Source organism: Psychroserpens sp., assembly GCF_036960315.1.
Classification (GTDB): domain Bacteria; phylum Bacteroidota; class Bacteroidia; order Flavobacteriales; family Flavobacteriaceae; genus Psychroserpens.
In genome coordinates this window covers 414,487-437,040 of record NZ_JBALVR010000001.1, presented here as the reverse complement: position 1 = coordinate 437,040, position 22,554 = coordinate 414,487, and the positions used below count along the sequence as shown (strand labels likewise).

19 protein-coding genes are annotated in these 22,554 nt (G+C 35.0%); 13 read left to right on the top strand and 6 right to left on the bottom strand.

What is annotated here, in order from left to right; all coding sequences use genetic code 11:
* Positions 1-325: 325 nt before the first annotated feature.
* The 3 genes from V7719_RS01945 to V7719_RS01935 are packed head-to-tail and all read left to right on the top strand — an operon-like array spanning position 326 to position 2,924.
* Entirely contained in the window at positions 326-1,312 is a 987-nt protein-coding gene (locus V7719_RS01945) for an outer membrane beta-barrel protein (protein WP_335728171.1), read from the top strand.
* Between the two features lie 26 nt (positions 1,313-1,338).
* Complete coding sequence (locus V7719_RS01940; protein WP_335728170.1) at positions 1,339-1,677, top strand: P-II family nitrogen regulator; 339 nt, start codon at positions 1,339-1,341, stop codon at positions 1,675-1,677.
* A gap of 5 nt (positions 1,678-1,682) precedes the next feature.
* Positions 1,683-2,924 carry an ammonium transporter gene (locus tag V7719_RS01935; protein WP_335728169.1) on the top strand — a complete coding sequence of 414 codons (1,242 nt, stop codon included), beginning with the start codon at positions 1,683-1,685 and terminating at the stop codon, positions 2,922-2,924.
* Positions 2,925-3,102: 178 nt separating this feature from the next.
* On the opposite strand, the gene V7719_RS01930 is transcribed toward V7719_RS01935, so the two are convergent.
* From V7719_RS01930 to V7719_RS01910, 5 genes are read right to left on the bottom strand one after another with little or no spacing between them, the layout of a single operon-like run.
* On the bottom strand, positions 3,103-5,682 hold the full coding sequence (locus V7719_RS01930) for a phosphoenolpyruvate carboxylase (protein WP_335728168.1): 2,580 nt from the start codon (positions 5,680-5,682) through the stop codon (positions 3,103-3,105).
* A gap of 4 nt (positions 5,683-5,686) precedes the next feature.
* Complete coding sequence (leuB, locus tag V7719_RS01925; RefSeq protein WP_335728167.1) at positions 5,687-6,805, bottom strand: 3-isopropylmalate dehydrogenase; 1,119 nt, start codon at positions 6,803-6,805, stop codon at positions 5,687-5,689.
* An 8-nt stretch (positions 6,806-6,813) separates the two neighbouring features.
* Positions 6,814-7,404, bottom strand: coding sequence for a 3-isopropylmalate dehydratase small subunit (gene leuD, locus V7719_RS01920; protein WP_335728166.1), 591 nt, complete (start codon positions 7,402-7,404; stop codon positions 6,814-6,816).
* Between the two features lies 1 nt (position 7,405).
* Positions 7,406-8,803: a 3-isopropylmalate dehydratase large subunit gene (leuC, locus tag V7719_RS01915; protein ID WP_335728165.1), complete on the bottom strand. Its 1,398-nt coding sequence runs from the start codon at positions 8,801-8,803 to the stop codon at positions 7,406-7,408.
* The gene (locus V7719_RS01910; protein WP_335728164.1) at positions 8,804-9,979 is read right to left on the bottom strand and encodes a 2-isopropylmalate synthase; all 1,176 of its coding nucleotides are present in this window, start codon (positions 9,977-9,979) and stop codon (positions 8,804-8,806) included.
* A gap of 147 nt (positions 9,980-10,126) precedes the next feature.
* On the opposite strand from V7719_RS01910, the gene V7719_RS01905 reads away from it, so the two are divergent.
* From V7719_RS01905 to V7719_RS01885, 5 genes are all read left to right on the top strand, one after another.
* Positions 10,127-11,674, top strand: a complete 1,548-nt coding sequence (locus V7719_RS01905) for a hypothetical protein (protein ID WP_335728509.1) — start codon at positions 10,127-10,129, stop codon at positions 11,672-11,674.
* 84 nt (positions 11,675-11,758) lie between these two features.
* A complete protein-coding gene (locus tag V7719_RS01900; RefSeq protein WP_335728163.1) occupies positions 11,759-12,775 on the top strand; it encodes an XdhC family protein in 1,017 nt (338 codons plus the stop codon).
* Positions 12,776-13,357, top strand: coding sequence for a nucleotidyltransferase family protein (locus V7719_RS01895; RefSeq protein WP_335728162.1), 582 nt, complete (start codon positions 12,776-12,778; stop codon positions 13,355-13,357). It abuts the gene before it with no gap.
* A 110-nt stretch (positions 13,358-13,467) separates the two neighbouring features.
* Positions 13,468-13,929 carry a (2Fe-2S)-binding protein gene (locus V7719_RS01890; protein WP_335728161.1) on the top strand — a complete coding sequence of 154 codons (462 nt, stop codon included), beginning with the start codon at positions 13,468-13,470 and terminating at the stop codon, positions 13,927-13,929.
* A gap of 11 nt (positions 13,930-13,940) precedes the next feature.
* Positions 13,941-16,175: a xanthine dehydrogenase family protein molybdopterin-binding subunit gene (locus V7719_RS01885; RefSeq protein WP_335728160.1), complete on the top strand. Its 2,235-nt coding sequence runs from the start codon at positions 13,941-13,943 to the stop codon at positions 16,173-16,175.
* 13 nt (positions 16,176-16,188) lie between these two features.
* Here V7719_RS01885 and V7719_RS01880 read toward each other — a convergent pair whose 3' ends face one another.
* Positions 16,189-16,956: a zinc-dependent peptidase gene (locus tag V7719_RS01880; protein WP_442969042.1), complete on the bottom strand. Its 768-nt coding sequence runs from the start codon at positions 16,954-16,956 to the stop codon at positions 16,189-16,191.
* Between the two features lie 412 nt (positions 16,957-17,368).
* On the opposite strand from V7719_RS01880, the gene V7719_RS01875 reads away from it, so the two are divergent.
* The 5 genes from V7719_RS01875 to V7719_RS01855 all read left to right on the top strand — a co-directional run bounded on the left by V7719_RS01875 (position 17,369) and on the right by V7719_RS01855 (position 22,545).
* On the top strand, positions 17,369-17,590 hold the full coding sequence (locus V7719_RS01875; protein ID WP_335728159.1) for a hypothetical protein: 222 nt from the start codon (positions 17,369-17,371) through the stop codon (positions 17,588-17,590).
* Between the two features lie 163 nt (positions 17,591-17,753).
* Positions 17,754-18,227 carry a nucleoside deaminase gene (locus tag V7719_RS01870; protein WP_335728158.1) on the top strand — a complete coding sequence of 158 codons (474 nt, stop codon included), beginning with the start codon at positions 17,754-17,756 and terminating at the stop codon, positions 18,225-18,227.
* 3 nt (positions 18,228-18,230) lie between these two features.
* Positions 18,231-19,643, top strand: a complete 1,413-nt coding sequence (locus tag V7719_RS01865; protein ID WP_335728157.1) for an FAD binding domain-containing protein — start codon at positions 18,231-18,233, stop codon at positions 19,641-19,643.
* Complete coding sequence (locus V7719_RS01860; RefSeq protein WP_335728156.1) at positions 19,636-21,969, top strand: xanthine dehydrogenase molybdopterin binding subunit; 2,334 nt, start codon at positions 19,636-19,638, stop codon at positions 21,967-21,969. Before V7719_RS01865 ends, V7719_RS01860 begins: the two co-directional genes overlap by 8 nt.
* A 6-nt stretch (positions 21,970-21,975) precedes the next feature.
* On the top strand, positions 21,976-22,545 hold the full coding sequence (locus V7719_RS01855; RefSeq protein WP_335728155.1) for a GNAT family N-acetyltransferase: 570 nt from the start codon (positions 21,976-21,978) through the stop codon (positions 22,543-22,545).
* Positions 22,546-22,554: the final 9 nt, after the last annotated feature.

Sequence of the window (22,554 nt, the reverse complement as noted above, 5' to 3'; positions counted from 1 at the left end):
TAATTACACTATACACAATGAATATGTTACCTAGCTGATAAATCAACAATGAAAAAAATTCAACAAACATCACCTTTTTTTGCGAAAACGTTTTCGTAATGGACTTATTTTTAAACATTATTCAAATTAATTGCGATTATTGTGTAATTATTCTAAAATCACGATTATTGATTTTACAAAAAATGATCCAAAAAAATTTTAACCCATAAATTTATAGGGTTATAAATTCAATATTCACAAAAATTCATATATGACCCCTATTTTTTTAAGGGTACATTAACTTTTTATATAGATTTGCTTCAAATAATCTATAAATATTAATTTTATGAAACATTTATTTACTTTTACTTTATTATTGATTTCAATAATAGTAACAGCACAAGAAACAACAGAAGACACTCCAGATAAAAAATTCTCTTTTGAAGGCAGTGTCGATGCTTACTACAGAACCAATTTAACGGCTCCAAATGACCAAGATCAAATTGCACCCGGAACATCATTTGCAGATACTGCAGGATTTTCATTAGGTATGGCAAATATTATTGCCTCTTACGAAAAAGGCAAAGTTGGAGGTGTAGCAGATTTAGTATTTGGCCCTCGTGGTGAAGCTGCTAGTGCAACCGTATTAAATCAATTATTTGTATTCTACAATATAAGCGAAAACACGAAACTTACTTTTGGAAAGTTTAATACTTTCTTAGGATATGAAGTAATTGCGCCTGCAGGAAACTTCAACTACTCTACATCATATTTATTTTCTAATGGCCCTTTTTCTCACACAGGTTTGAAAGTAGATTTTACATTATCTGAAGATTTAAGTTTAATGTTAGGTGTATTTAATCAAACAGATGTTACCGAATTCAATCCAGATGGCAGCTACGCAATAGGAGCTCAATTAGGTTATAGCGGACAATTTTTAAATCTACTATACGATGATGCTGGCTTAGGATTTGAAGTCGATTATACTGGTGGATTTGATGCTTCAGATGAGTTCTTCATAGGTTTAAATGCAGCTTACGCAGATAATGATGGTGAGGGTTTTTACGGTGTAGACCTTTATCCTCAATATAGCTTTAGCGAGTCTTTCTCTTTAGGTTTAAGAGGGGAATATTTTGAAACTATGAGTGAATTTGTAGAAGATGATCTTAGCGTAATTGGACTAACGCTAACAGGAAGTTACACTGTAGATGATCTAACAATCAAACCTGAATTAAGATTAGACAGCGGATCTGAAGACATTTTTATCGATACAGATTTAATGAACACAAAAAGCTTAGCCTCTTTTGTAGTAGGTGCGATCTACACGTTTTAATTGAAAATAACTAATACCAAATAATTATGAAAAAAGTTGAAGCAATCATCCGGAAATCAAAGTTTTCCGGAGTAAAAAAAGCATTACACGAGGTAGGGGTAAATTTCTTCTCTTATTGGGATGTTACCGGATTAGGCAACGAAAAAGAAGGCCACGTTTACAGAGGTGTTTCATACAGCACAAGTGACATACAACGTCGCTATCTCTCAATAGTTGTGAATGACGATTTTGAAGACGTCACCATAAAAGCCATTCTTGAAGCTAGCGTTACAGGTGATGTTGGTGATGGCAAAATCTTTGTCTCAACAATTGATGAAGTATACAGAATACGAACAGGAGAAAAAGGAGGAAACACTTTAAAATAAAACATATGGAATTACTTACTACAAATAATGTATGGATGATGATCTGTACAGCACTCGTTTTCTTTATGCATTTAGGATTTGCATTTTTAGAAATCGGATTGACACGTCAAAAAAACACGATAAATATCTTGTTTAAAAATATCTTTATAATCACAATTGGATTGTTATTATACTGCTTAATAGGTTTTAATTTAATGTACCCAGGAAGCTTTAGCTTAGGAGGTGTATTACCCGACTATTTTGTTGATCTATTTGGCTTATCACTACCTGAAAATGGTCTTACTGTTGAATACGCAGATGGAGGTTACACATACTGGACTGATTTCTTATTCCAAGGCATGTTTGCAGCAACAGCTGCAACCATTGTTTCTGGAGCAGTAGCAGAACGTATGAAAATCGGCCCTTTTATGGTATTTACTGTAATTTATGTTGGTTTAATCTACCCAATTGCAGGTTCTTGGCATTGGGGAGGTGGATTTTTAACATCTTTAGAAACTCCTTTTTATGATTTCGCGGGTTCAACACTAGTACACTCCGTTGGTGGCTGGGCAGCTTTAGTCGCTGTTTGCTTGTTAGGTTCTAGGATTGGTAAATTTAAAGACGGTAAACTACAAGCAATTCCTGGACATAATATCCCTTTAGCAACAGCCGGAGTTATAATTTTATGGCTAGGTTGGTTTGGATTTAATGGAGGCTCTGTATTATCTGCAGATCCAGGATTAACATCATTAACTTTAGTTACAACATGTTTGGCCGCAGCTGCAGGTGGTGTTATAGCTGCATTGGTGTCTTATTTAAAATTTAAAAATTTGGATCTAACCATGTTCTTAAATGGAATTTTAGGAGGTTTAGTTGGTATTACTGCAGGAGCAGATCAAATGAGTCCTACAGATGCTATTATTATTGGAGCCATTGCAGGAACTATTATTGTATTTGCAGTGTCTTTAATTGACAGATTAAAATTAGATGACCCAGTTGGTGCTATCGCAGTACACTTGGTATGTGGTATTTGGGGAACACTAGCCGTTGGGCTTTTTGGCGGACTTGCAGGAGGCGCACAATTTGTTAGCCAACTTATTGGTGTAGTCTCTTACGCTGGCATATGTATCGTCTCTTCATTCTTGATTATTTTCATTATGAAGAAAACTGTAGGTATTAGAGTTTCAGAACGCGAAGAATTAGAAGGCCTTGATGCTCACGAACATGGAATGGATGCATATCCAGACTTTAGATTGAATGAGCACTAAGATTGTTATTTTATTAGTTAGTTAAGGAATAAACCCTCAAGAAGAAATTTTTGAGGGTTTATTGTATTCTAAAATGAAATGGGCAAACAAAACCACATTAAAATCACTTACTAGAACAAAAAAATCGCATGGCAATTTAAAATTGCCATGCGATTTTTATATATTCAATTAATGAACTCTAGGCCGAATTTCGGCTAGCATTAATATTTCCAAATAATGAACGTGTTACCATTTTTTGATAAACTTCAATCTCATCACCAGATGCAACGCCTTCTTTTTCCAACTCTTGAATCTTCTTTAAAGCAAACTGCTGAATCGTTAATAAGGGCAAGACAATAGACTCTCTAACCGCAACAGATGCTTTTCCTGCAGGTTCTTCTTCCATAAGCTCTTTATAGCCTGTAAGCTTTAAAAGCAAACGTTTAGAAGTTTGATATTCTTTATAAATAACATTCCAAAACTCACCATACTCAGTATCTTCACTCATGTATTTTGTTAAATCGAAAAACGATTTAGACAAGGACATCATACTATTTTCAATAAGTGTCTTAAAGAAATCTGACGTTTGAAACAATAGTTGGGCTTTATCAAATTGATTTGTATCCTCATAATGCTTGAGCGCAGTACCAACTCCAAAAAACCCTGGGACATTTTGTTTTAATTGGCTCCAAGATCCCACAAACGGAATTGCTCTTAAATCTTCAAAAACCAAGCCTTCTGCCTTTCCTCTTTTTGAAGGACGACTCCCAATATTAGTTTTAGCGTAATATTTCAAGGTACTCATGTGCTCTAAATACGGAATAAATTTAGGATGTGCTTTAAAATTCCGATAAGCTTCATAGCTTAATGTCGCCAGGTCATCCATGACCGCTCTATTATCCGGAAGCATTCTTAAATCCTTATCACTTAATCCATTATAAATCCCAGAACTTATCAATTGTTCTAAATTATATTGGGAGGATTCTAATGTTCCAAAATTAGAACTAATAGTTTGACCTTGGATAGTCAACTGAACCTCATCATCTTCAATTGTTGGCCCTAAAGACGCATAAAAGTTATGTGTTTTTCCTCCTCCACGTGCTGGTGGACCACCACGACCATCGAAGAAAATTACAGTAACACCGTGTTTTCTTGAAACCGTAGTTAAATTTTCCTTGGCTTTATAAATTGCCCAATTCGCCATTAAATAACCTCCATCTTTAGTTCCGTCACTAAACCCAAGCATAATCGTTTGCTTATTGCCACGAGATTTTAGATGCGTAGCATATTCTGGATTTGCATACAACTCTTCCATTACAGATGGGGCATTTTCTAAATCGGTGATAGTTTCGAATAATGGCCCGATATCAACGGTTAATTCCTCTTGAAATGCAACCAAATTAAGCATTGCAAACAATTGCATAACATTTAAAGTTGTTTGATTGTTACTTATAATGTAACGATTTGCAGCTTGCTCACCATTCGTTTCTTGAATAACTTTAATAGCTTTCATTGTATTTAAAGCCTTCAAGGTTTCTTCGTCTGTTATTAAAGATAAATCAACTGAACCTTCAACTTTAGACAAAATCTTGATTTGTTCTCCTTCTGATAATTCGTGGTAATTCTTCGGAAAAACATCACTTCCGCTTTTAATGAGTGCATTAACCATATCATTAAAGAATTGAGCATGCTTTCGGCTGTCTTGACGGATATCAAGATTCGCAAAATGAAACCCGAAAAGATGAATCTTATTTAAAAGACTATTTACTTCTGAAACATAAAGCGAATGATGGTCTTTTATAATGACGTCCTTAATCGCTTTTAATTCTGAAGCAAAACTCTCCACAGTTAAACTCGACTTTTTATTGGTAATCATTTTATACAACTCTGTTTCTAAAACAACAATTCGTTGCTCAACACCTTGAAATGTTAATTTACGTCTCAATCGTCGAACGTCTCTATAATAGTTTTTAATAATCGTTTCACGTAATCTATTAGCAACTTTCAGAGTTATTTCTGGTGTTACAAACGGATTTCCATCTCTATCACCTCCAGGCCAAAACCCGATATTAATGATATCGTTATCGATTTGCTTTCCGTCAAAAATATTGTGTTGAATATAATCGTAAATCGTTCCGAAGGATTTATAGAATACATTTTCCAAATACCAAATTAAGCTTACCGCCTCATCGTAAGGTGATGGTTTTTTATCTTTGAAAAATGGCGTTTTTCCTAATTGTGCTAATAAATCATTAATGCGAAGCAAATCGTTTTCACGAACAGCTTCGGTTAGATCTGTAATAATTCCTAAAACCGAACCTGGATAAAACTGTGTTGGATGTGCTGTAAGAACAATTCTAACCTTAAATTCTTCAAGATATTTCTGAAGTGTTTCTAGTTTGTTTTCAGCAGAGGCAGATTCTTTTAAACTTCGCAACGTTCCGATACCATCCATATTATTTACAATTGGAAATGCGGCATCTTCAACAGCATCAAACAATACAACTTGACGTTCTATATACTGAATAAATCTAAACAAAAGATTAATCTGACTTTTAGGCGAACGACGTGCTTGATACTTTTTAAAAAATCTATCAACTATAGTTGTTGGATCGTCTCCATTTGCAAAACCTTTGCTACACGTCTCATGAAATAAAGGCAAGAGCGCTCCTGTTTTAGTAATTGTATCGAAAGGCAAAGTCATAAAAATACTGTTGTAAATCTGATATTTAGACAGTACATTTTGATTAAATCTCGTAAGTTTTGGCTGTGTAGGCATTTAATTATATGATTGTTGATTGCCCCAAATGAATGTTTGTAAAATTCATGTTGGTATCATCAGGATTATTAATGAAATCCTCAATAAAATCACCAACCTTACTTGTGGTTATGTTATCGTATTTCGAATTGATATCTGGAGTTGAAATATGTAATTTCAATGATTTTTCTACAGCAATTTTGATGAATTGAGCTTCATTAAACAATTCAAAATGCTCTAGTAACATTGCAGCAGATAAGATTGATGCAATTGGATTAGCGATGCCTTTTCCTGTTGCTTGCGGAAATGAACCGTGAATGGGCTCAAACATTGCATATTTTTTTCCAATTGAAGCTGATGCTAGCAATCCTATTGAACCTCCAATCACACTGGCTTCATCACTAATAATATCTCCAAACATATTTTCAGTTAAAATAACATCAAACTGTTTTGGATTAAGAATCATTTGCATGGCAGCATTATCAACAAATAGGAAATCTAATTCTACGTCTTTATAATTTTCAGCAACTTCAGTAACAACTCTACGCCAAAGCCTAGAGCTTTCAAGAACGTTCGCTTTATCTACTAAAGTAACCTTATTTCTTCTATTTTGAGCAGCTTCAAATGCTAAATGTGTAATGCGCTCAATCTCAGGTCGTGAGTACTCACATAAATCTGAAGCAACATTACCATCTTCGCTTAGATATTTTTTTCCGAAGTAAATACCTCCAGTCAACTCACGATAAATAACGATATCGACACCTTTAATAATGTTTCGCTTTAAAGGCGATTTGTCCAAAAGCGTATCATAAGCCTTTACTGGTCTAATATTAGCAAACAGACCTAGCTCTTTTCTAAGCTTGAGCAACCCTTGTTCTGGCCGCACTTTTGCCGAAGGATCATTATCATATTTTGGATGACCAATAGCACCAAACAAAATAGCATCTGTAGATTTACATATATCTAAAGTTGCATCTGGCAACGGATCATTATGCTTGTCTATCGCAATAGCTCCAACATCGGCATTTTTAAACGTGAAATTATGATCAAACTCTGAAGCAATAGCTTTTAAAACTTTAATAGCTTGATTCGTTACTTCTGGACCAATCCCATCTCCTGGTAATACTGCTATATTTAATTTCATTTCGTGTATTAGTATGTTTTTTGAGCTTCAAAAGCTTCAATTATTTTTTTATTATTCACTAAGTAATCAATATCATCGTAACCATTAATCATGCAAGTTTTTTTGTAGGCATCAATATCAAAGGTTTCAGATAATTCTGAGTTTTTAACTGAAATCGTCTGGTTTTCGAGATGGACTTCCAATTCTGTTTCTGGATTATTTTCGACTAAATCTAGTAGTGTCTTCAGAAACTCCTCAGACACTTGAACAGGCAACAAACCATTATTTAGTGCATTGCCTTTAAAAATATCTGCAAAAAAGCTCGACACCACGACTTTGAAACCAAAATCGGTAATCGCCCAAGCAGCATGCTCTCTGCTCGATCCGCATCCAAAATTATCACCTGCAATTAGTATGCGACCAGAGTATTTTGGGTTATTAAGCACAAAATCTGAATTCACAGAACCATCATTATAAAACCGCCAATCTCTAAATACATTATCACCAAATCCTTTGCGATCTGTTGCTTTTAAAAAACGTGCAGGAATTATTTGATCGGTATCTACATTAGCAATATCTAATGGAATAGCAGTAGAATTTAGTGTTGTGAATTTTTCCATGTTATACAGCTTCTAGTTCTTCAATATCTTTTGTTATATCTATAATTTTCCCAGCCACTGCTGTTGCCGCAGCAACTAATGGACTAGCCAATATGGTTCTCGACCCTTGACCCTGTCGTCCTTCAAAGTTTCTATTGGATGTTGAGACACAATATTCGCCTTTTGGAATTTTATCATCATTCATTGCCAAACATGCAGAACATCCTGGCTGTCTAAGTTCAAAACCAGCAGCTTCAAAAATAGGCTTGAGACCTTCTTCAATAATTTGAGCTTCAACTTGTTTACTTCCTGGGACTAACCAAGCTGTGACGTTATCTGATTTTCGTTTTCCTTTGATGTAATTAGCGGCAATTCTAAAATCCTCAATTCTAGAATTGGTACAACTCCCAATAAATACATAATTAATGGGTTTATCTATTAAGCTTTCTCCAGCTTTAAAATCCATGTACTCCAAGGATTTTTTAAATGATGCATCTTCATTTTTAGGAATAGATTCTGAAATTTTAATACCCATTCCAGGATTAGTTCCATAGGTTATCATGGGCTCAATATCTTCCGCATCAAAAACGTATTCTTTATCAAATTGAGCATCTTTATCTGTAGGCAAGGTTTTCCAATAGGCTACTTTTTTATCAAACTCACTTCCTTTTGGTGCAAACTCTCTACCTTTAATATAATTATAAGTCGTCTCATCTGGAGCAATCATACCGCCTCTTGCTCCCATTTCAATACTCATATTACAAACGGTCATTCGGCCCTCCATACTCATGTTTTCAAAAACATCTCCAGCATACTCACAGAAATATCCTGTCCCTGAATTTGTTCCTAACTTCGAAATAATGTAAAGGATGACATCTTTTGGCAAGACGCCACGCTGTAATTTACCATTAACCAAAACTCTTAAACTTTTAGGTTTTGTAAGCAACAAGCATTGACTAGCAAAAACTTGTGCCACTTGACTTGTACCAATCCCAAAAGCAATTGTACCAAAAGCACCATGCGTTGATGTATGACTATCACCACAAACCATTGTCATTCCTGGTTGTGTGATACCCAACTCTGGAGCCATTACGTGAACAATCCCATTATATTTGTGACCTAACTCGTATAATGTAATATTATTTTCTTCGCAGTTTTTAGATAGCTGCTCTAGCTGATTTCTTGATAATGCATCCTTAACAGGTAGATGTTGATTTTCTGTAGGCGTATTATGATCTGCTGTAGCAACAATCTGATTTGGTCTAAAGACAGGAACCTTGCGATCTTTTAATTCATTAAAAGCCTGAGGACTTGTCACCTCATGAATTAAATGCTTATCTATATATAATATTTGTGGTCCATTCTCAATAGAATCAACCACATGCGCATCCCAAACTTTATCGAATAATGTTTTCCTCATCTAGGCTGAAATTATTTGTTGATACACTTTACTTGTTTCGATAATTTGATGAATATCACTATCGTTAATCTCTTTCTTTTTATCTGCAAAACTTAAAAAATTCGCATAGACATCATCCAATTGAATTTTGGTTAACTCATAACCAACATGCTTTGCTCGATAAGCCAATGCAGCACGTCCACTCCTAGCAGTAAGGATGATTGCAGACTCGGTTACACCAACATCTTTTGGATTAATAATCTCATAGGTTCCGCGGTTTTTAATCATGCCATCTTGATGAATCCCAGAACTGTGGGCAAAAGCATTTGCACCTACAATAGCTTTGTTTGGTTGCGTATAAATTCCCATACTATCACTTACCAATTGACTCATTCCATAAAGCATGGATGTATTGATATTTGTATCTAACTCAAGATATGGATGCTGTTTTAAAATCATTACAACTTCTTCTAAAGCTGTATTTCCTGCTCGTTCACCAATACCATTAATCGTACATTCTATTTGACGAGCGCCATTGATAACACCTTCAATCGAGTTTGCTGTAGCCAAGCCAAGATCATTATGACAATGACATGATAAAACTGCCTTGTCTATACCCCTGACATTCTCTTTTAAGTATTTGATTTTTGCGCCATATTCGCTTGGCAAACAATAACCAGTCGTATCTGGAATATTTAAAACAGTTGCCCCAGCTTTTATAACAGCTTCACAGACTCTTGCTAAATATTCGTTATCTGTTCTACCAGCGTCTTCAGCATAAAACTCTACATCTTCAACAAATGACTTAGCATATTTTACAGCTTTAACTGCACGTTCAATAATAGCTTCTTTATTGCTTTTAAATTTATGCTTAATATGCGAATCTGAAGTACCGATTCCTGTATGAATTCTAGCATGCTTCGCATAAGTCAAAGCTTCAGCAGCCACTTTGATATCATTTTCAACTGAACGTGTTAAACCACAAACCGTAGCGTTTTTCACCATTTTAGAAATCGCTTCAACAGATTTAAAATCACCTGGACTTGAAACAGGAAACCCTGCTTCAATCACATCGACACCTAGTATATCTAGTTGCTCAGCAATAATAACTTTTTGGTCGGTATTTAATTTACAACCCGGAACTTGCTCTCCATCGCGAAGTGTTGTATCGAAAATTTTTACGTTTGAATCAGACATTTTTCTAAATATATTTTTCTATTGTCTTACGAATGTATATTTTGGAAATGTTTTAACAGGTATAGCACTATTTAGTTTTACGATGTTCAAACAAAAGTTTATAATTTAATTAACTGATTTTCAATCTATTAAAATAGTATTCGTTTGATGACTAAGGATCAAAAAGATAATTTGTTTTTACTTATTAAGTCGCTTTCAAAATCTGAAAAGCGTCAATTTAAATTATATGTTGGTCGTTTGGGCGTAAATTCAGATTCAAAATTTTTAAATCTTTTTAACCTTCTTGATAAATCTAATGTTTATGACGAAGCGCTAATTCTAAAAAGTGGCATTGTAAAGAAACAGCAACTTGCTAATGTGAAATCGCATTTGTACAAGCAGATTTTAATTAGCCTAAAACTCAATCCTTCACATCAAAATATCAGATCTCAAATTAGGGAGCAATTAGATTTTGCGTCTATCTTATACCACAAAGGTTTATACAAACAAAGTTTAAAAATTTTAGATAAAGCAAAAGATGTTGCCATTCAAAATGAAGAGAAGAATCTAGCTTTTGAAATTGTAGAACTCGAAAAAATCATTGAAGCGCAATACATCACCAGAAGTATTAGCACAAGAGCAGATGAACTAACCATACAAGCGAAAGAATTGAGTACTCTAAATGTAATTGCTAGTAAACTCTCAAATCTATCGCTTCAACTTTATAGCATCATATTAAAAACAGGATATGTAAAAAATGAAGAAGAGAGCAAAGAAGTTACCAAATATTTTAATGACAGGCTTCCCAAAATAAAATTGTCACAACTAGGATTTAGAGAAAAACTCTGGCTATACAAGACACATTTGTGGTATAGTTTTTTAATGCAAGATTTTTTAAACTGCTATAGATATGCAGCAAAATGTGTGAATTTATTTTCTCAGTATCCTAAAATGGTTAATTTGAATCCTGTTTTTTTCTTGAAAGCAAACAATTATTTATTGGAGTCTATTTTCTTTATAAAGAACAAACCAAAATTTATAGAGGTATTCTCTAATTTGAAATCAAAAGTTGAAGATGAATCTTTCCCAAAGGATGAAAACATTCTAACACTAACCTTCTTATACTTAAACTTTCACGATATCAATAAGCATTTTATTGACGGAAGTTTTCATGAAGGCTTGGTTTTAATTCCGAAGATAGAAAAAGATTTAATTCAATATCGAAATCGAATAGACGAACACCATAAAATGATATTTTATTACAAATTTGCCAGCATGCATTTTGGTGCTGGAAACAACAAAGAATGTATAAAATATCTGGATAAAATTATTTCAAATAGATCGTTATCCATGCGTGAAGACTTATTATGTTTTTCAAGGGTTTTAAATCTTGTAGCACATTATGAAGCTGGATTAGATTACCACCTAGACACCTTATTAAGAACGACTTATAAGTTTTTAATCAAGATGAATGACCTTCACGAAGTCCAAAAGGAAATGATAAAATTCATCAAAGGATTGCAAGACATTTATCCTCATGAATTAAAAAAGGCGTTTAAAGAATTACATACAACACTCAAGCAGTATGAAGATCATCCTTTTGAAAGAAGAGCATTTTTGTATCTAGATATTATTTCTTGGTTAGAAAGCAAAATAAGCAACACGCCTGTCGACCAAATTATTAGAACTAAATATTTAGAAAACTACGCCTCGTAAACAACTTAATCTCAATTTCTTTAAATTCAATAGAGTACTTATTTATTAAAATAGTATTTTAGTAAGCGCTGACCAATTATAATAATGACACACGAATTCAAAGACATTGTATATCGCGCTAAAATCAATCAACAAAACGGATTGAAAAACGTATTGGCGACTGTGGTATCCCTTGAAGGATCATCTTACAGAAAACCAGGTGTAAGAATGCTTATTTCTGAAGATGGAACAATGATTGGAGCCGTAAGTGGTGGTTGTGTAGAAAATGAAATACTTCGAAGAGCACAATCTGTTTTAAAAAAAAATAGGGCTAAAGTTATGACCTATGATGGTCGCTTTCGTTTGGGATGCGAAGGCATCTTATATATTTTAATTGAACCGTTTCATATTTCTGATGAATTCCTGAAATCCTTTCAACATATTTTAGAAACACGACAGCAATTTGATATTTCAACTTACTATCAGAAAGAAGATAATACAACTGGTGATTTCGGAAGTATTTTTCGAATAAATGACAATTTAAATTATACATTTTCCGCAGGTTTCAAACCTGAAAACAAAGAAGACTTAGACGTATTTTTACAGACTTTGCAACCAAGCCTTAAACTCTTAATTATTGGAGGTGAGCATGATGCTGTAAAACTCTGCACAATGGGAAGTATGCTTGGATGGGAAGTCGATGTCATGACATCAATTAAAGACCCCAAATCCTTGTCAGATTTCCCAGGAGCTAAATTGGTCACAGCACAAACTCCAGAAATCGCTGATTTAAAAATAGACAAAAAAACCGTTGTAGTATTAATGACACACAACTATGTGCAAGATTTAAAATACCTACTGAAATTGGAACCTTTACAACCAAAATATATTGGGGTTTTAGGATCTTCAAAACGCCGAAATCAGTTACAAGATGAGTTACTACATTACCTTCCTGAACTCTCTGAAACTTTTCTAAACTCTATTTATAGTCCTGCAGGATTACACATTGGCGCCATTACTCCAGAAGAAATTGCTTTGTCTATTTTATCTGAAATTCTAATGGTCATTCGAGAAACCGAACCGATGTCTTTGAGAGCTATACTAGGTAAAATCCATAAATAGATGACTATTTCTATTTTAATTCTCAGTGCAGGAAGCTCGAGTCGAATGGGAACTACAAAACAATTACTGCCTATTGGAAAGACGACACTCTTAGGCATTAGTATTGAAAACGCTATTCAATCTAAAGCCAACAAAATATTTTGTGTGTTAGGTGCTAATGCTAAAAACATTCAACAATCTCTTGTACAATATGATATTGAAGTTATAACTAACAATAATCACAATGAAGGATTAAGCTCAAGTATTATTGAAGGCATACAATACATCGAAGACAAAAATTTCGATGCGGTTTTAATTATGCTTGGCGATCAACCAAAGGTGGATTCAAATTATCTCAATGCATTAATCAGTTCTTTTAAAAAAAATCCAACTAAAATTTCAGCTTCAGATTATTCAAACAACATTGGTGTTCCAGCAATTTTCCCGAAGACCTTCTTTAAACAACTTCAGTGTCTAAAAGGCGACAAAGGCGCAAAAGACTTTTTAAACACTCATAAAACACAAGTTATTCCAATTAAGAGTGACAAATTAGTAGATATTGATACACAAGAAGATTACCTTAATTTTTTGAGATCTTTATAGTACTCATGGCTATAGCAAAGCAGAAGTTTTGAGTATAAAAATATCATTATCAGCATATTTCAGCTAAATATTTTTTAACTTTAGCAGACCAACATATAAGTCTATAGTCTATGGCAAATTATAATTTAAAGATTAATGGAAAAGCACTTACTGTAACTGTTGACGAAGACACACCTTTACTTTGGGTGCTTCGTGACGAACTCAATTTGGTAGGCACCAAGTTTGGATGTGGAATCGCACAATGCGGCGCTTGTACAGTTCACCTCGATGGCATTGCCGTTAGGAGTTGCTCAATTCCTGTAGCGAGCCTGGAAGGTGCCAACATTACAACTATCGAAGGGCTGGCAAACGATAAATTACATCCAGTACAAGAGGCTTGGAAAGAGCTAGACGTACCGCAATGTGGTTACTGTCAGGCTGGTCAAATCATGACAGCAACATCGTTTTTGAAACAAAATCCGAATCCCAATACCGAAGAAATTAGAAATGCCATGAATGGCAATTTATGCAGATGCGCAAGTTATAACCGAATAGAAAAAGCAGTCGCATTAGCTGCTAAAAAAATGTCTTAAGCTAAAAACTCATGGAAAACCAAAATAAATTTACTTTTAGCAGACGTAATTTCATTCGTACTTCTGCGCTTGCCTCTGGCGGACTCTTAATTGGATTTAACTTCTTTACATCTTGTGAAGACACTGTCGTTCCTCCAGTTGACATTTCAAAATTAAACTTTAAAGATTTCAATGCCTTTATAAAGATTGCTGAAAACGGCTACGTGACTATTTTCTCTCCTAATCCTGAAATTGGCCAAGGTGTAAAAACATCGATGCCAATGATTATCGCCGAAGAACTAGACGTTCCATGGGAACATGTAACCGTTGAACAAGGTGCTTTAGATACTACCAATTTTAGCAGACAAGTTGCTGGAGGTAGTCAATCGATTAGGTTTGGATGGGATGCTTTACGTCAAACTGGAGCAACAGCTAAACACATGCTCATCAATGCGGCAGCTGCAAAATGGGGTGTTAATGCCTCTTCATGTTCTGCTTCCGATGGTATAATAAAAAATGCTAATGGCGACAAACTCGGCTATGGTGATGTTGTAAATGATGCTGCCCAACTTGAAGTTCCAGAAGATATCACTTTAAAAGCAACTACAGATTATAAAATAATTGGCAAAGACGTTGTTAATGTCGATATCGATAAAATCATAACTGGCAAACCATTATTTGGTTTAGATTATAAGGTTGATGGAATGTTGTATGCCGCTGTACTGAGACCTCCTGCTTTTGGGCAAATTTTAGAATCATATGATGCTTCCCAGGCAAAAGCCTTGCCAGGTGTTATTGATGTAATTACTATTGGAGAAAAGGCGAGAAACTATTTAAATCAAGACAGTTTTGACCGATCTGCACATTGGAGTGTGCGTTTAAGCGAAACAGATAAAGTCGTAGTGATTGGAAAAACCACTTGGGATGCTATAAAGGGGAAAAATGCCTTAAAAGCCATATGGAAAGATAATTCCTTGGCTGAGAGCACTGAGATGCATGATAAGAAATTGAATGATTTGCTAAATGGAAAAGAATTTAATACCATGAGGTCGGATGGTAATGTAAAACAAGCTTTTGCAAGTGCTGATAAAGTTCTTGAGCGGGTTTACGAATCGCCTTTCTTACCCCATAACTGTATGGAGCCTATGAATTTTTTCGCTGATGTTACAAATGAAAAAGTGCATTTAGTTGGTCCTATACAAACTCCAGAAGCAGCAGCAAAGGTTGTAGCTTCATTATTAAATCGCAATCTTGAAGATGTACATGTAGATATGACGCGTATGGGCGGAGGCTTTGGAAGACGCCTCTATGGTGATTTTGTTTATGAAGTAGCCGAAATTGCCGACAAGATTAAACAACCTGTTAAGTTGATTTCTACCAGAGAAGATGATATGTCATTAGGCGTTTATCGACCAGCTATTAAGTACAAAATTGCGGCAGCTATAAAAGATGGCAAAATCTCTGGATATCATTTAAAGGAAGCTGCTGTCAACTCAAATATGTACGGTTTAATTCCGCACTTTTTTCCAGCTGGAGCCATAGAGAATTATCAGGTAGACACGGCTAATTACCAAAGTAATATCACCACAGGTGCATGGCGTGCACCTTATACAAACTTTTTAGCCTTTGCTGAACAAAGCTTTTTTGATGAGCTTGCTGAACTTCTTGAAACAGATCCAATACAATTACGTTTAGACTTACTCAAGAATGTCAAGGATGGTGAAGATTCAAATATTCAATATTCAGCAAAACGTATGATAGATACCATTAAACTCGCTGCAGAAAAAAGCAATTGGGGAAAAACCAAACAAGGTGTACATCAAGGATTCGCGGCTTACTATAGTCATAATACACATGTCGCAGAAGTCGTTGATATCACACTCAAAAACGGCTTACCATTAGTGGAGAAAGTTACGGTTGCAGTCGATTGCGGAATTGTAGTGAACCCAACAGGCGCAAAAAATCAAATTGAAGGCGGTGTCATTGATGGCATTGGTCACGCGATGTATGGCGACTTTTCTTTTAAAAATGGAAAACCTCAAGATGTTAACTTTAATACCTATCGCTTAATTAGAATGAACGAAACACCAATCGTTAATACGTATTTTGTTGAGAGTGGCTTACCACCAACTGGATTAGGAGAACCAGGATTACCACCAGCTGGAGGTGCGCTAGCCAATGCGATTAAAGCAGCTACAGGACAACTATTAACCAAGCAACCATTTGTGAAATCAATACAGAAGCACGAAGCTAATTTGAAGGTTTAAAAGAAACATGTAACTAAATCTTAACCCTAAAACACTCCGCCATCATTTGATACAATTCAGGATGCTTGCGTTTCATGAGTCTTGGATTTTCAAAAAAGTATTCTGAAGCGACTGCTAAAAATTCAGCTTGATTGGTACCACCATAGGCTCTAATATCAGATTTATCATCGTTAATAGCTTCCATTTCGTCATGTACTAATTTCAACCAAGGAATCGTGTAAGCATTTTGCATTAATATTTCAGGAATACCATCTATCTTATCATCCATTTTATCAATAAGGTGTACAAACTCATGAATAGCTGTATTCCGTTTATCATTTGAATTCTTAAACCCGTGATACAAGGCTTTTCTGGATAAAATCATTTTCTTTTCTAAGCGACCTGTACCAACCACACCAGCAATTTGTTTAGATTTACTCTTATCGGAAAACTCAAAATCTTCATTAAAACTATCTGGATACAATATAATTCCGCTAACTGTTGGATAATGCCATTCTTCAAACGAAAACACAGGAATCACAGCACTCGATGCGATTAAAATTTCATCTAATTCTTCAATTTCAAAATCAACACTATCAATATACACTTCCCCTAAAAACTGCATCATTCTGTTTTGAAAACGTTTCTGCTCTTTAGGTTCTAGCCGCCTATAAAATTTGACTTCCTTGAGTAATATATCATGCCAATGTACTGGGAATTGCTCTGTTTTTTTTGAATACATTTTGTAGAATACATAGCCAACAAAAGCAAAAAGACCAATAAAGATGACGATATAAAGCATAAATAAGTTTACGTTAACCAAGTTTTCTAATCTAATGATTTTCAATCATATTAAGTCCAAAACAAACAAAAAATGAATATCTTTAAATGAATACTCTTCCTACAAAAAACAAAAAAGTCAGTGACAAACTTTTAGACAATACCGGAAACAAACGTCTTCTCATAGACGTAAAGCATATGAGTAAGAACAACGCATTATAAGCTTTTAGAAACCACTTATATTAATGAAGATATTCTAAAACTTGTAAGTCATGGAACAGCAAATGGCAAACGCTCCATTGCCGAACCAAACAATTCAGACTCTGAGCAAAGTCAGTATTTTAGAGAAGACGATAATAATTTTTATAATCTAGAAATCTTGCGTATTGCAAAGTCAAAAGGTATTTTTGGATTACAGTTAGACGATCGTCGCATTGCTAATAAAAAATCCTAGAATCTATTGGCCAAGTAAAAAGAGACGTTATAAAAACAAATCGGATTTAATTTGGAGACAAATTAGACATATTGCTGAATTATTAGATAAAAACAACTTATTTTGCTGGGAAACTTTAACAATAAGTTCTGATTTTGATGGTATTGTAACCACAATCAAAGGACTTTTGACAGCTGAAGGCATTAAAGATATCAAACCGTAATTGGCTGAGAAAGCTGAAGACTATCTTAAAAACCATATGACTAAATTGCAATTACATAATTAAATTTCAGCAAATGAAATTATAGATTGTGAGTTATTTATAAATGCTAATGAATTTTTGAAGAAACACTTCAAATAGCAATATAATTATTCAGAATAAAAATATGACAGATAAAGAGAAATTCATGAAAGAGGCAGTTAATTCTGCTCTAAAAGGAATGAATAATAATGAAGGTGGACCCTTTGGTTGCGTTATAGTAAAAGACGGAAAAATTGTTGGCCGAGGCAACAACAAAGTCACCTCAACAAATGATCCAACGGCACATGCCGAAGTCACAGCGATTAGAGATGCTTGCAAAAACCTCGGGTCATTCCAATTAGATGGTTGCGACATTTACACCTCTTGCGAACCTTGCCCAATGTGTTTAGGCGCTATTTATTGGGCACGACCAGACAAAGTATACTACGGAAGCAATCAAATAGATGCCGCTAATATTGGCTTTGACGACGAGTTTATTTATAAGGAAATTCCGTTACCTTATGCCGAAAGAAGTATCCCATTTGAACAATTAGCTCGTGAGATTGCTTTGGAGCCATTTCAAGAATGGTCAAAAAAAGAAGATAAAACTGAATACTAGTCAATGATAACCTTCATCCTCAATAATAAAACCATTAAAACGTCTGAACATTCTGGGATGACCTTACTGGATTTTGTGCGATACGAACAACGTCTTACAGGAACTAAAATAGGCTGTCGTGAAGGTGATTGTGGTGCATGTACAGTTTTGGTTGGGACGCTACAAAATGACACTATTCAATATCAGAGTATCACCTCTTGTATTTCTCCCTTAGGAAATGCGAATGGCAAGCATATTGTAACCGTTGAAGGCACCAATTTGAAAAACAAATTGACGACTGCTCAAGAAGCCATGAAAGCTAATTATGCGACACAATGCGGATTTTGCACACCTGGATTTGTGGTATCTCTCACAGGTTTCGCCTTATCAAATTCTGAAAAAAATTACAACAATGCTCTTGATGCAATAAGTGGAAATATCTGTAGATGCACAGGGTATAAAGCCATTGAAAAAGCAGCGCATCAAGTGGTTCATAAATTAAAAGAACATAAAAATGACAATTCATTTATTTGGTTAATTGAAAACGGATTTGTTCCTGAATATTTTGCTACAATTCCTGAGCGATTAAAAGATTTAGAATCTAAAGACTTACATCAACCAAAAGGAAAATATGTCTCAGGCGGGACCGATTTATATGTACAGCAAGCCGATCATTTTATAGATAATTCGGTACATCTTATTGCTGATAAAGAGTATCTAAAAGGCATTAGTATTGAAAATAACGTTTGCACGATTGGAACGAATTCAACCGTGTCCGATTTATGGAATCACAGTGAAATAAATACTTATTTTCCAAATCTAAAAAAGCATCTAAAACTAGTCTCTTCAGAGCAAATTAGAAACATGGCTTCTTTTGGTGGCAATTTGGTCAATGCCTCTCCTATTGGTGATATGACCATTTTCTTTTTAGCACTTGATAGCGATATCACTATAACAAATGAAGACGGAAATGAACGAACCCTTCCACTGAAGAATTTCTATCAAGCTTATAAAAATTATGATTTAAATGAAGGTGAACTTTTGAAAGACATCAGCTTCAAACTACCAACAAAACAGTCGTTTTTCAACTTTGAAAAAGTTTGTAAGCGTACACATCTAGATATTGCAAGTGTGAATTCTGCTATTCATATGGCTCTTGAAAACGGTATCATTTCAGAAGCTCATGTGTCTATTGGTGGCGTTGCTGCTATTCCAAAGTATTTGCATGACACTTCAAAATTTTTAATTGGAAAATCACTGTCTTCAGAAACGATAATAGAAGCCAATAATGTACTACAAAATGAAATTTCACCAATAAGTGATGTTCGTGGCACAAGTGATTATAAACGTTTACTGGGACGACAATTATTCTTTGCACATTTCACTGAATTATTCCCGAAGCAATTCACCTTAAACGACTTTGTTCAGCATGCATAAACATAAATCAAATAGTGCTTTAGAGTCTAAATTAGATGCGGTTTCCATGTCGATAAAGCAAAGCATCAAAAACTTAGATTCGTATACGCATGTGAGAGGAGAATCCTTGTATGTCGATGATATTAATATAAGACAAGGCACATTTCACGCTGTTGTTTTTGATTCGCCAAAAGCTCACGGAAAAATAAAGCATATCGATTATTCAAAAGCAGAAGCTCTGGAGGGTGTTGAACGTATCTTTACCTATAAAGATGTTCCTGGAAAAAACCAAATTGGTGGCATCATACCAGACGAACCTTTGTTTGCTGAAGATGAAGTCCATTTTTGGGGAATGCCAATCGCATTAATTGTTGCCGAATCTGAATTTATCGCAAGGCAGGCAAGGCAATTAATCGATATTGAGATCGAAGAACTACCAGTCATCACCACAGCAAAACAGGCAAAAGCAAAAGGGAGTTTTATCAATGCGCCTCGCTCTTTTAGTTTAGGTGATACTGAAAAAGTATTTAATGACTGTGAGTATATTTTTGAAGGTGAAACATTTTCAAACGGACAAGAACATTTATACATCGAATCTCAAGGTGCTTATGCTGAACCTCTAGAAAATGGAACCATAAAAATCACCTCATCAACACAAGGCCCTACAGCAGTTCAAAAAATTACTGCTCAGGTCTTAGGCATTGCCATGCATAAAATCGAAGTTGATGTCACTCGTCTTGGTGGCGGATTTGGCGGCAAAGAAGACCAAGCGACACCTTGGGCTGTAATGGCAGCTTTGGCGACTTATCATTTAAACCAGTCGGTGAAATTGATATTGAATCGTCACGACGATTTGCGAATGACTGGAAAGCGACATCCCTATGAAAGCATCTATAAAATTGGCTTATCAAAAGATTTGAAAATTTTAGCTTACGAAGCAGAATTTCTTCAAAATTCAGGAGCTGCAGCCGATTTATCACCTGCAATTGCTGAGCGGACTTTGTTTCATGCGACGAATAGTTATTTTGTCCCGAATGTAAAAACCACAGTCATCAGTTGCAAAACCAACTTACCGCCTAACACAGCTTTTAGAGGCTTTGGTGGACCACAAGGGATGTTCGTTATTGAATCTGCCATTGCAAAAGCAGCAAATGAGATAGGTGTATCTCCTAGACAAATTCAGGAAACGAATTTATTAGATGAAAACGACACCTTTTCTTATGGTCAAATTGCTAAAAAAGTAGAAGCCAAAAACACATGGGATTCGGCGAAATCTATTTACAATATTAAAGCCTTGGAACAAGAGATTGAGGACTTCAACAACGCGAATTCTAACTTCAAGAAAGGTTTGGCTTTAATGCCAATTACTTTTGGAATTTCGTTTACCAATACACCAATGAATCATGCTCGTGCTTTGGTTCATATTTATCTCGACGGAAGTATTGGAATTAGCACAGCTGCTGTAGAAATGGGACAAGGTGTCAATACTAAAATGATGCAAATTGCAGCACAAGTGTTTTCGATTCCTATTGAAAAAATTAAAATTGAAACGACGAATACAACTAGAGTTGCGAACACCTCACCTTCTGCTGCGAGTTCTACGGCCGACTTAAATGGAAAAGCCACATTGAAAGCTTGTAAAGCTTTATTAGAACGACTGAAAAAAGTAGCTTCAGAAGATTTAGACGTTTCCGAAGAACATATTCAATTGAAAGATGAGTTTGTATATGTCAATAATGAAAAATCAGATTTATCTTGGACAGATCTCATCAGTAAAACCATGTTGAACCGTGTGGCTTTAACTGAAAATGCTCATTATGCAACACCTGAGATTCACTTTGATAAAAGCAAAGAAAAAGGGCATCCTTTTGCTTACCACGTTTATGGAACTGCAATCATTACAACCACTGTAGATTGTACTCGTGGCACTTACGAATTTGATTCGGTTAAAATCGTTCATGACTACGGAAAAAGCATGAGTGAAGGCATTGATTTAGGTCAAGTTGAAGGTGCATTAGTACAAGGGATTGGCTGGATGACCATGGAGGACATTGCCTATAATGATGAAGGTCGCTTACTCTCAAATGCATTATCGACCTATAAAATTCCAGATATTTTTTCGGTTCCTAAGGACGTTGAAGTAATTCCTTTAGAAACTGATGGCAACGACATGGCTATCTTAAAATCTAAAGCTGTAGGAGAGCCACCTTTAATGTATGGCATTGGGGCTTATTTTGCCCTTCAGAATGCGGTTAAAGCGTTTAATCCAAATTACCATTTGAAGTTTCATGCGCCAATGACTCCTGAAAAGGTATTGATGAGTTTATATGAAAATAATCCTATTTAGACTAAAATGGAAACACCAATAAACGAATATGTTTTTGACACATTTCCAGAATTAGAAAGTGAACGACTATTTTATAGAGCCTATAAAAAAGAAGATGCTGAAGTGCTATTAAATATGAGAAGTCACAAAGCCGTTTCAACTTACATGGATACTGCAATACCGAAACGAATTTTGGATACAGAAAAGAGAATCGAAGGTTATCATACAGCATTTGCAGAAAACAGAGGAATCACTTGGACCATTATAGACAAAAATAGTCATCAACTCATTGGTGATTTTGGTATTTGGCGAATTGATAGACAAAATTCTAGAGGCGAAATTGGTTATATCTTACATCCTGACTTTTGGGGAAAGGGTTATATGACGGAAGCCTTTAATACATTAATCCGTTTTGGCTTTAATGATATAAACCTTCATAGTTTTGAAGCCAATGTAAATATTGAAAATGAAAATTCGAAAGCGCTTTTGCTTAAGTTTGGATTTAAATTAGAAGCCTGTTTTCGGGAAAATTTTTACTATGATGGTCGCTTTTTGGATAGCGAAATTTATTGCTTATTGAAATCAGATATCACATAATTAGCATTA

Excerpts from the sequence above, each read along its gene's own strand:
- V7719_RS01855 (WP_335728155.1), top strand. The coding sequence starts at position 21,976 with ATGGAAACACCAATAAACGAATATGTTTTTGACACATTTCCAGAATTA.
- leuB (WP_335728167.1), bottom strand. The coding sequence starts at position 6,805 with ATGAAATTAAATATAGCAGTATTACCAGGAGATGGGATTGGTCCAGAA.
- V7719_RS01935 (WP_335728169.1), top strand. The coding sequence starts at position 1,683 with ATGGAATTACTTACTACAAATAATGTATGGATGATGATCTGTACAGCA.
- V7719_RS01885 (WP_335728160.1), top strand. The coding sequence starts at position 13,941 with ATGGAAAACCAAAATAAATTTACTTTTAGCAGACGTAATTTCATTCGT.
- V7719_RS01940 (WP_335728170.1), top strand. The coding sequence starts at position 1,339 with ATGAAAAAAGTTGAAGCAATCATCCGGAAATCAAAGTTTTCCGGAGTA.
- leuC (WP_335728165.1), bottom strand. The coding sequence starts at position 8,803 with ATGAGGAAAACATTATTCGATAAAGTTTGGGATGCGCATGTGGTTGAT.
- V7719_RS01930 (WP_335728168.1), bottom strand. The coding sequence starts at position 5,682 with ATGCCTACACAGCCAAAACTTACGAGATTTAATCAAAATGTACTGTCT.
- V7719_RS01895 (WP_335728162.1), top strand. The coding sequence starts at position 12,776 with ATGACTATTTCTATTTTAATTCTCAGTGCAGGAAGCTCGAGTCGAATG.
- V7719_RS01900 (WP_335728163.1), top strand. The coding sequence starts at position 11,759 with ATGACACACGAATTCAAAGACATTGTATATCGCGCTAAAATCAATCAA.
- V7719_RS01905 (WP_335728509.1), top strand. The coding sequence starts at position 10,127 with ATGACTAAGGATCAAAAAGATAATTTGTTTTTACTTATTAAGTCGCTT.
- V7719_RS01870 (WP_335728158.1), top strand. The coding sequence starts at position 17,754 with ATGACAGATAAAGAGAAATTCATGAAAGAGGCAGTTAATTCTGCTCTA.
- V7719_RS01910 (WP_335728164.1), bottom strand. The coding sequence starts at position 9,979 with ATGTCTGATTCAAACGTAAAAATTTTCGATACAACACTTCGCGATGGA.
- leuD (WP_335728166.1), bottom strand. The coding sequence starts at position 7,404 with ATGGAAAAATTCACAACACTAAATTCTACTGCTATTCCATTAGATATT.
- V7719_RS01865 (WP_335728157.1), top strand. The coding sequence starts at position 18,231 with ATGATAACCTTCATCCTCAATAATAAAACCATTAAAACGTCTGAACAT.
- V7719_RS01880 (WP_442969042.1), bottom strand. The coding sequence starts at position 16,956 with ATGCTTTATATCGTCATCTTTATTGGTCTTTTTGCTTTTGTTGGCTAT.
- V7719_RS01945 (WP_335728171.1), top strand. The coding sequence starts at position 326 with ATGAAACATTTATTTACTTTTACTTTATTATTGATTTCAATAATAGTA.
- V7719_RS01890 (WP_335728161.1), top strand. The coding sequence starts at position 13,468 with ATGGCAAATTATAATTTAAAGATTAATGGAAAAGCACTTACTGTAACT.
- V7719_RS01860 (WP_335728156.1), top strand. The coding sequence starts at position 19,636 with ATGCATAAACATAAATCAAATAGTGCTTTAGAGTCTAAATTAGATGCG.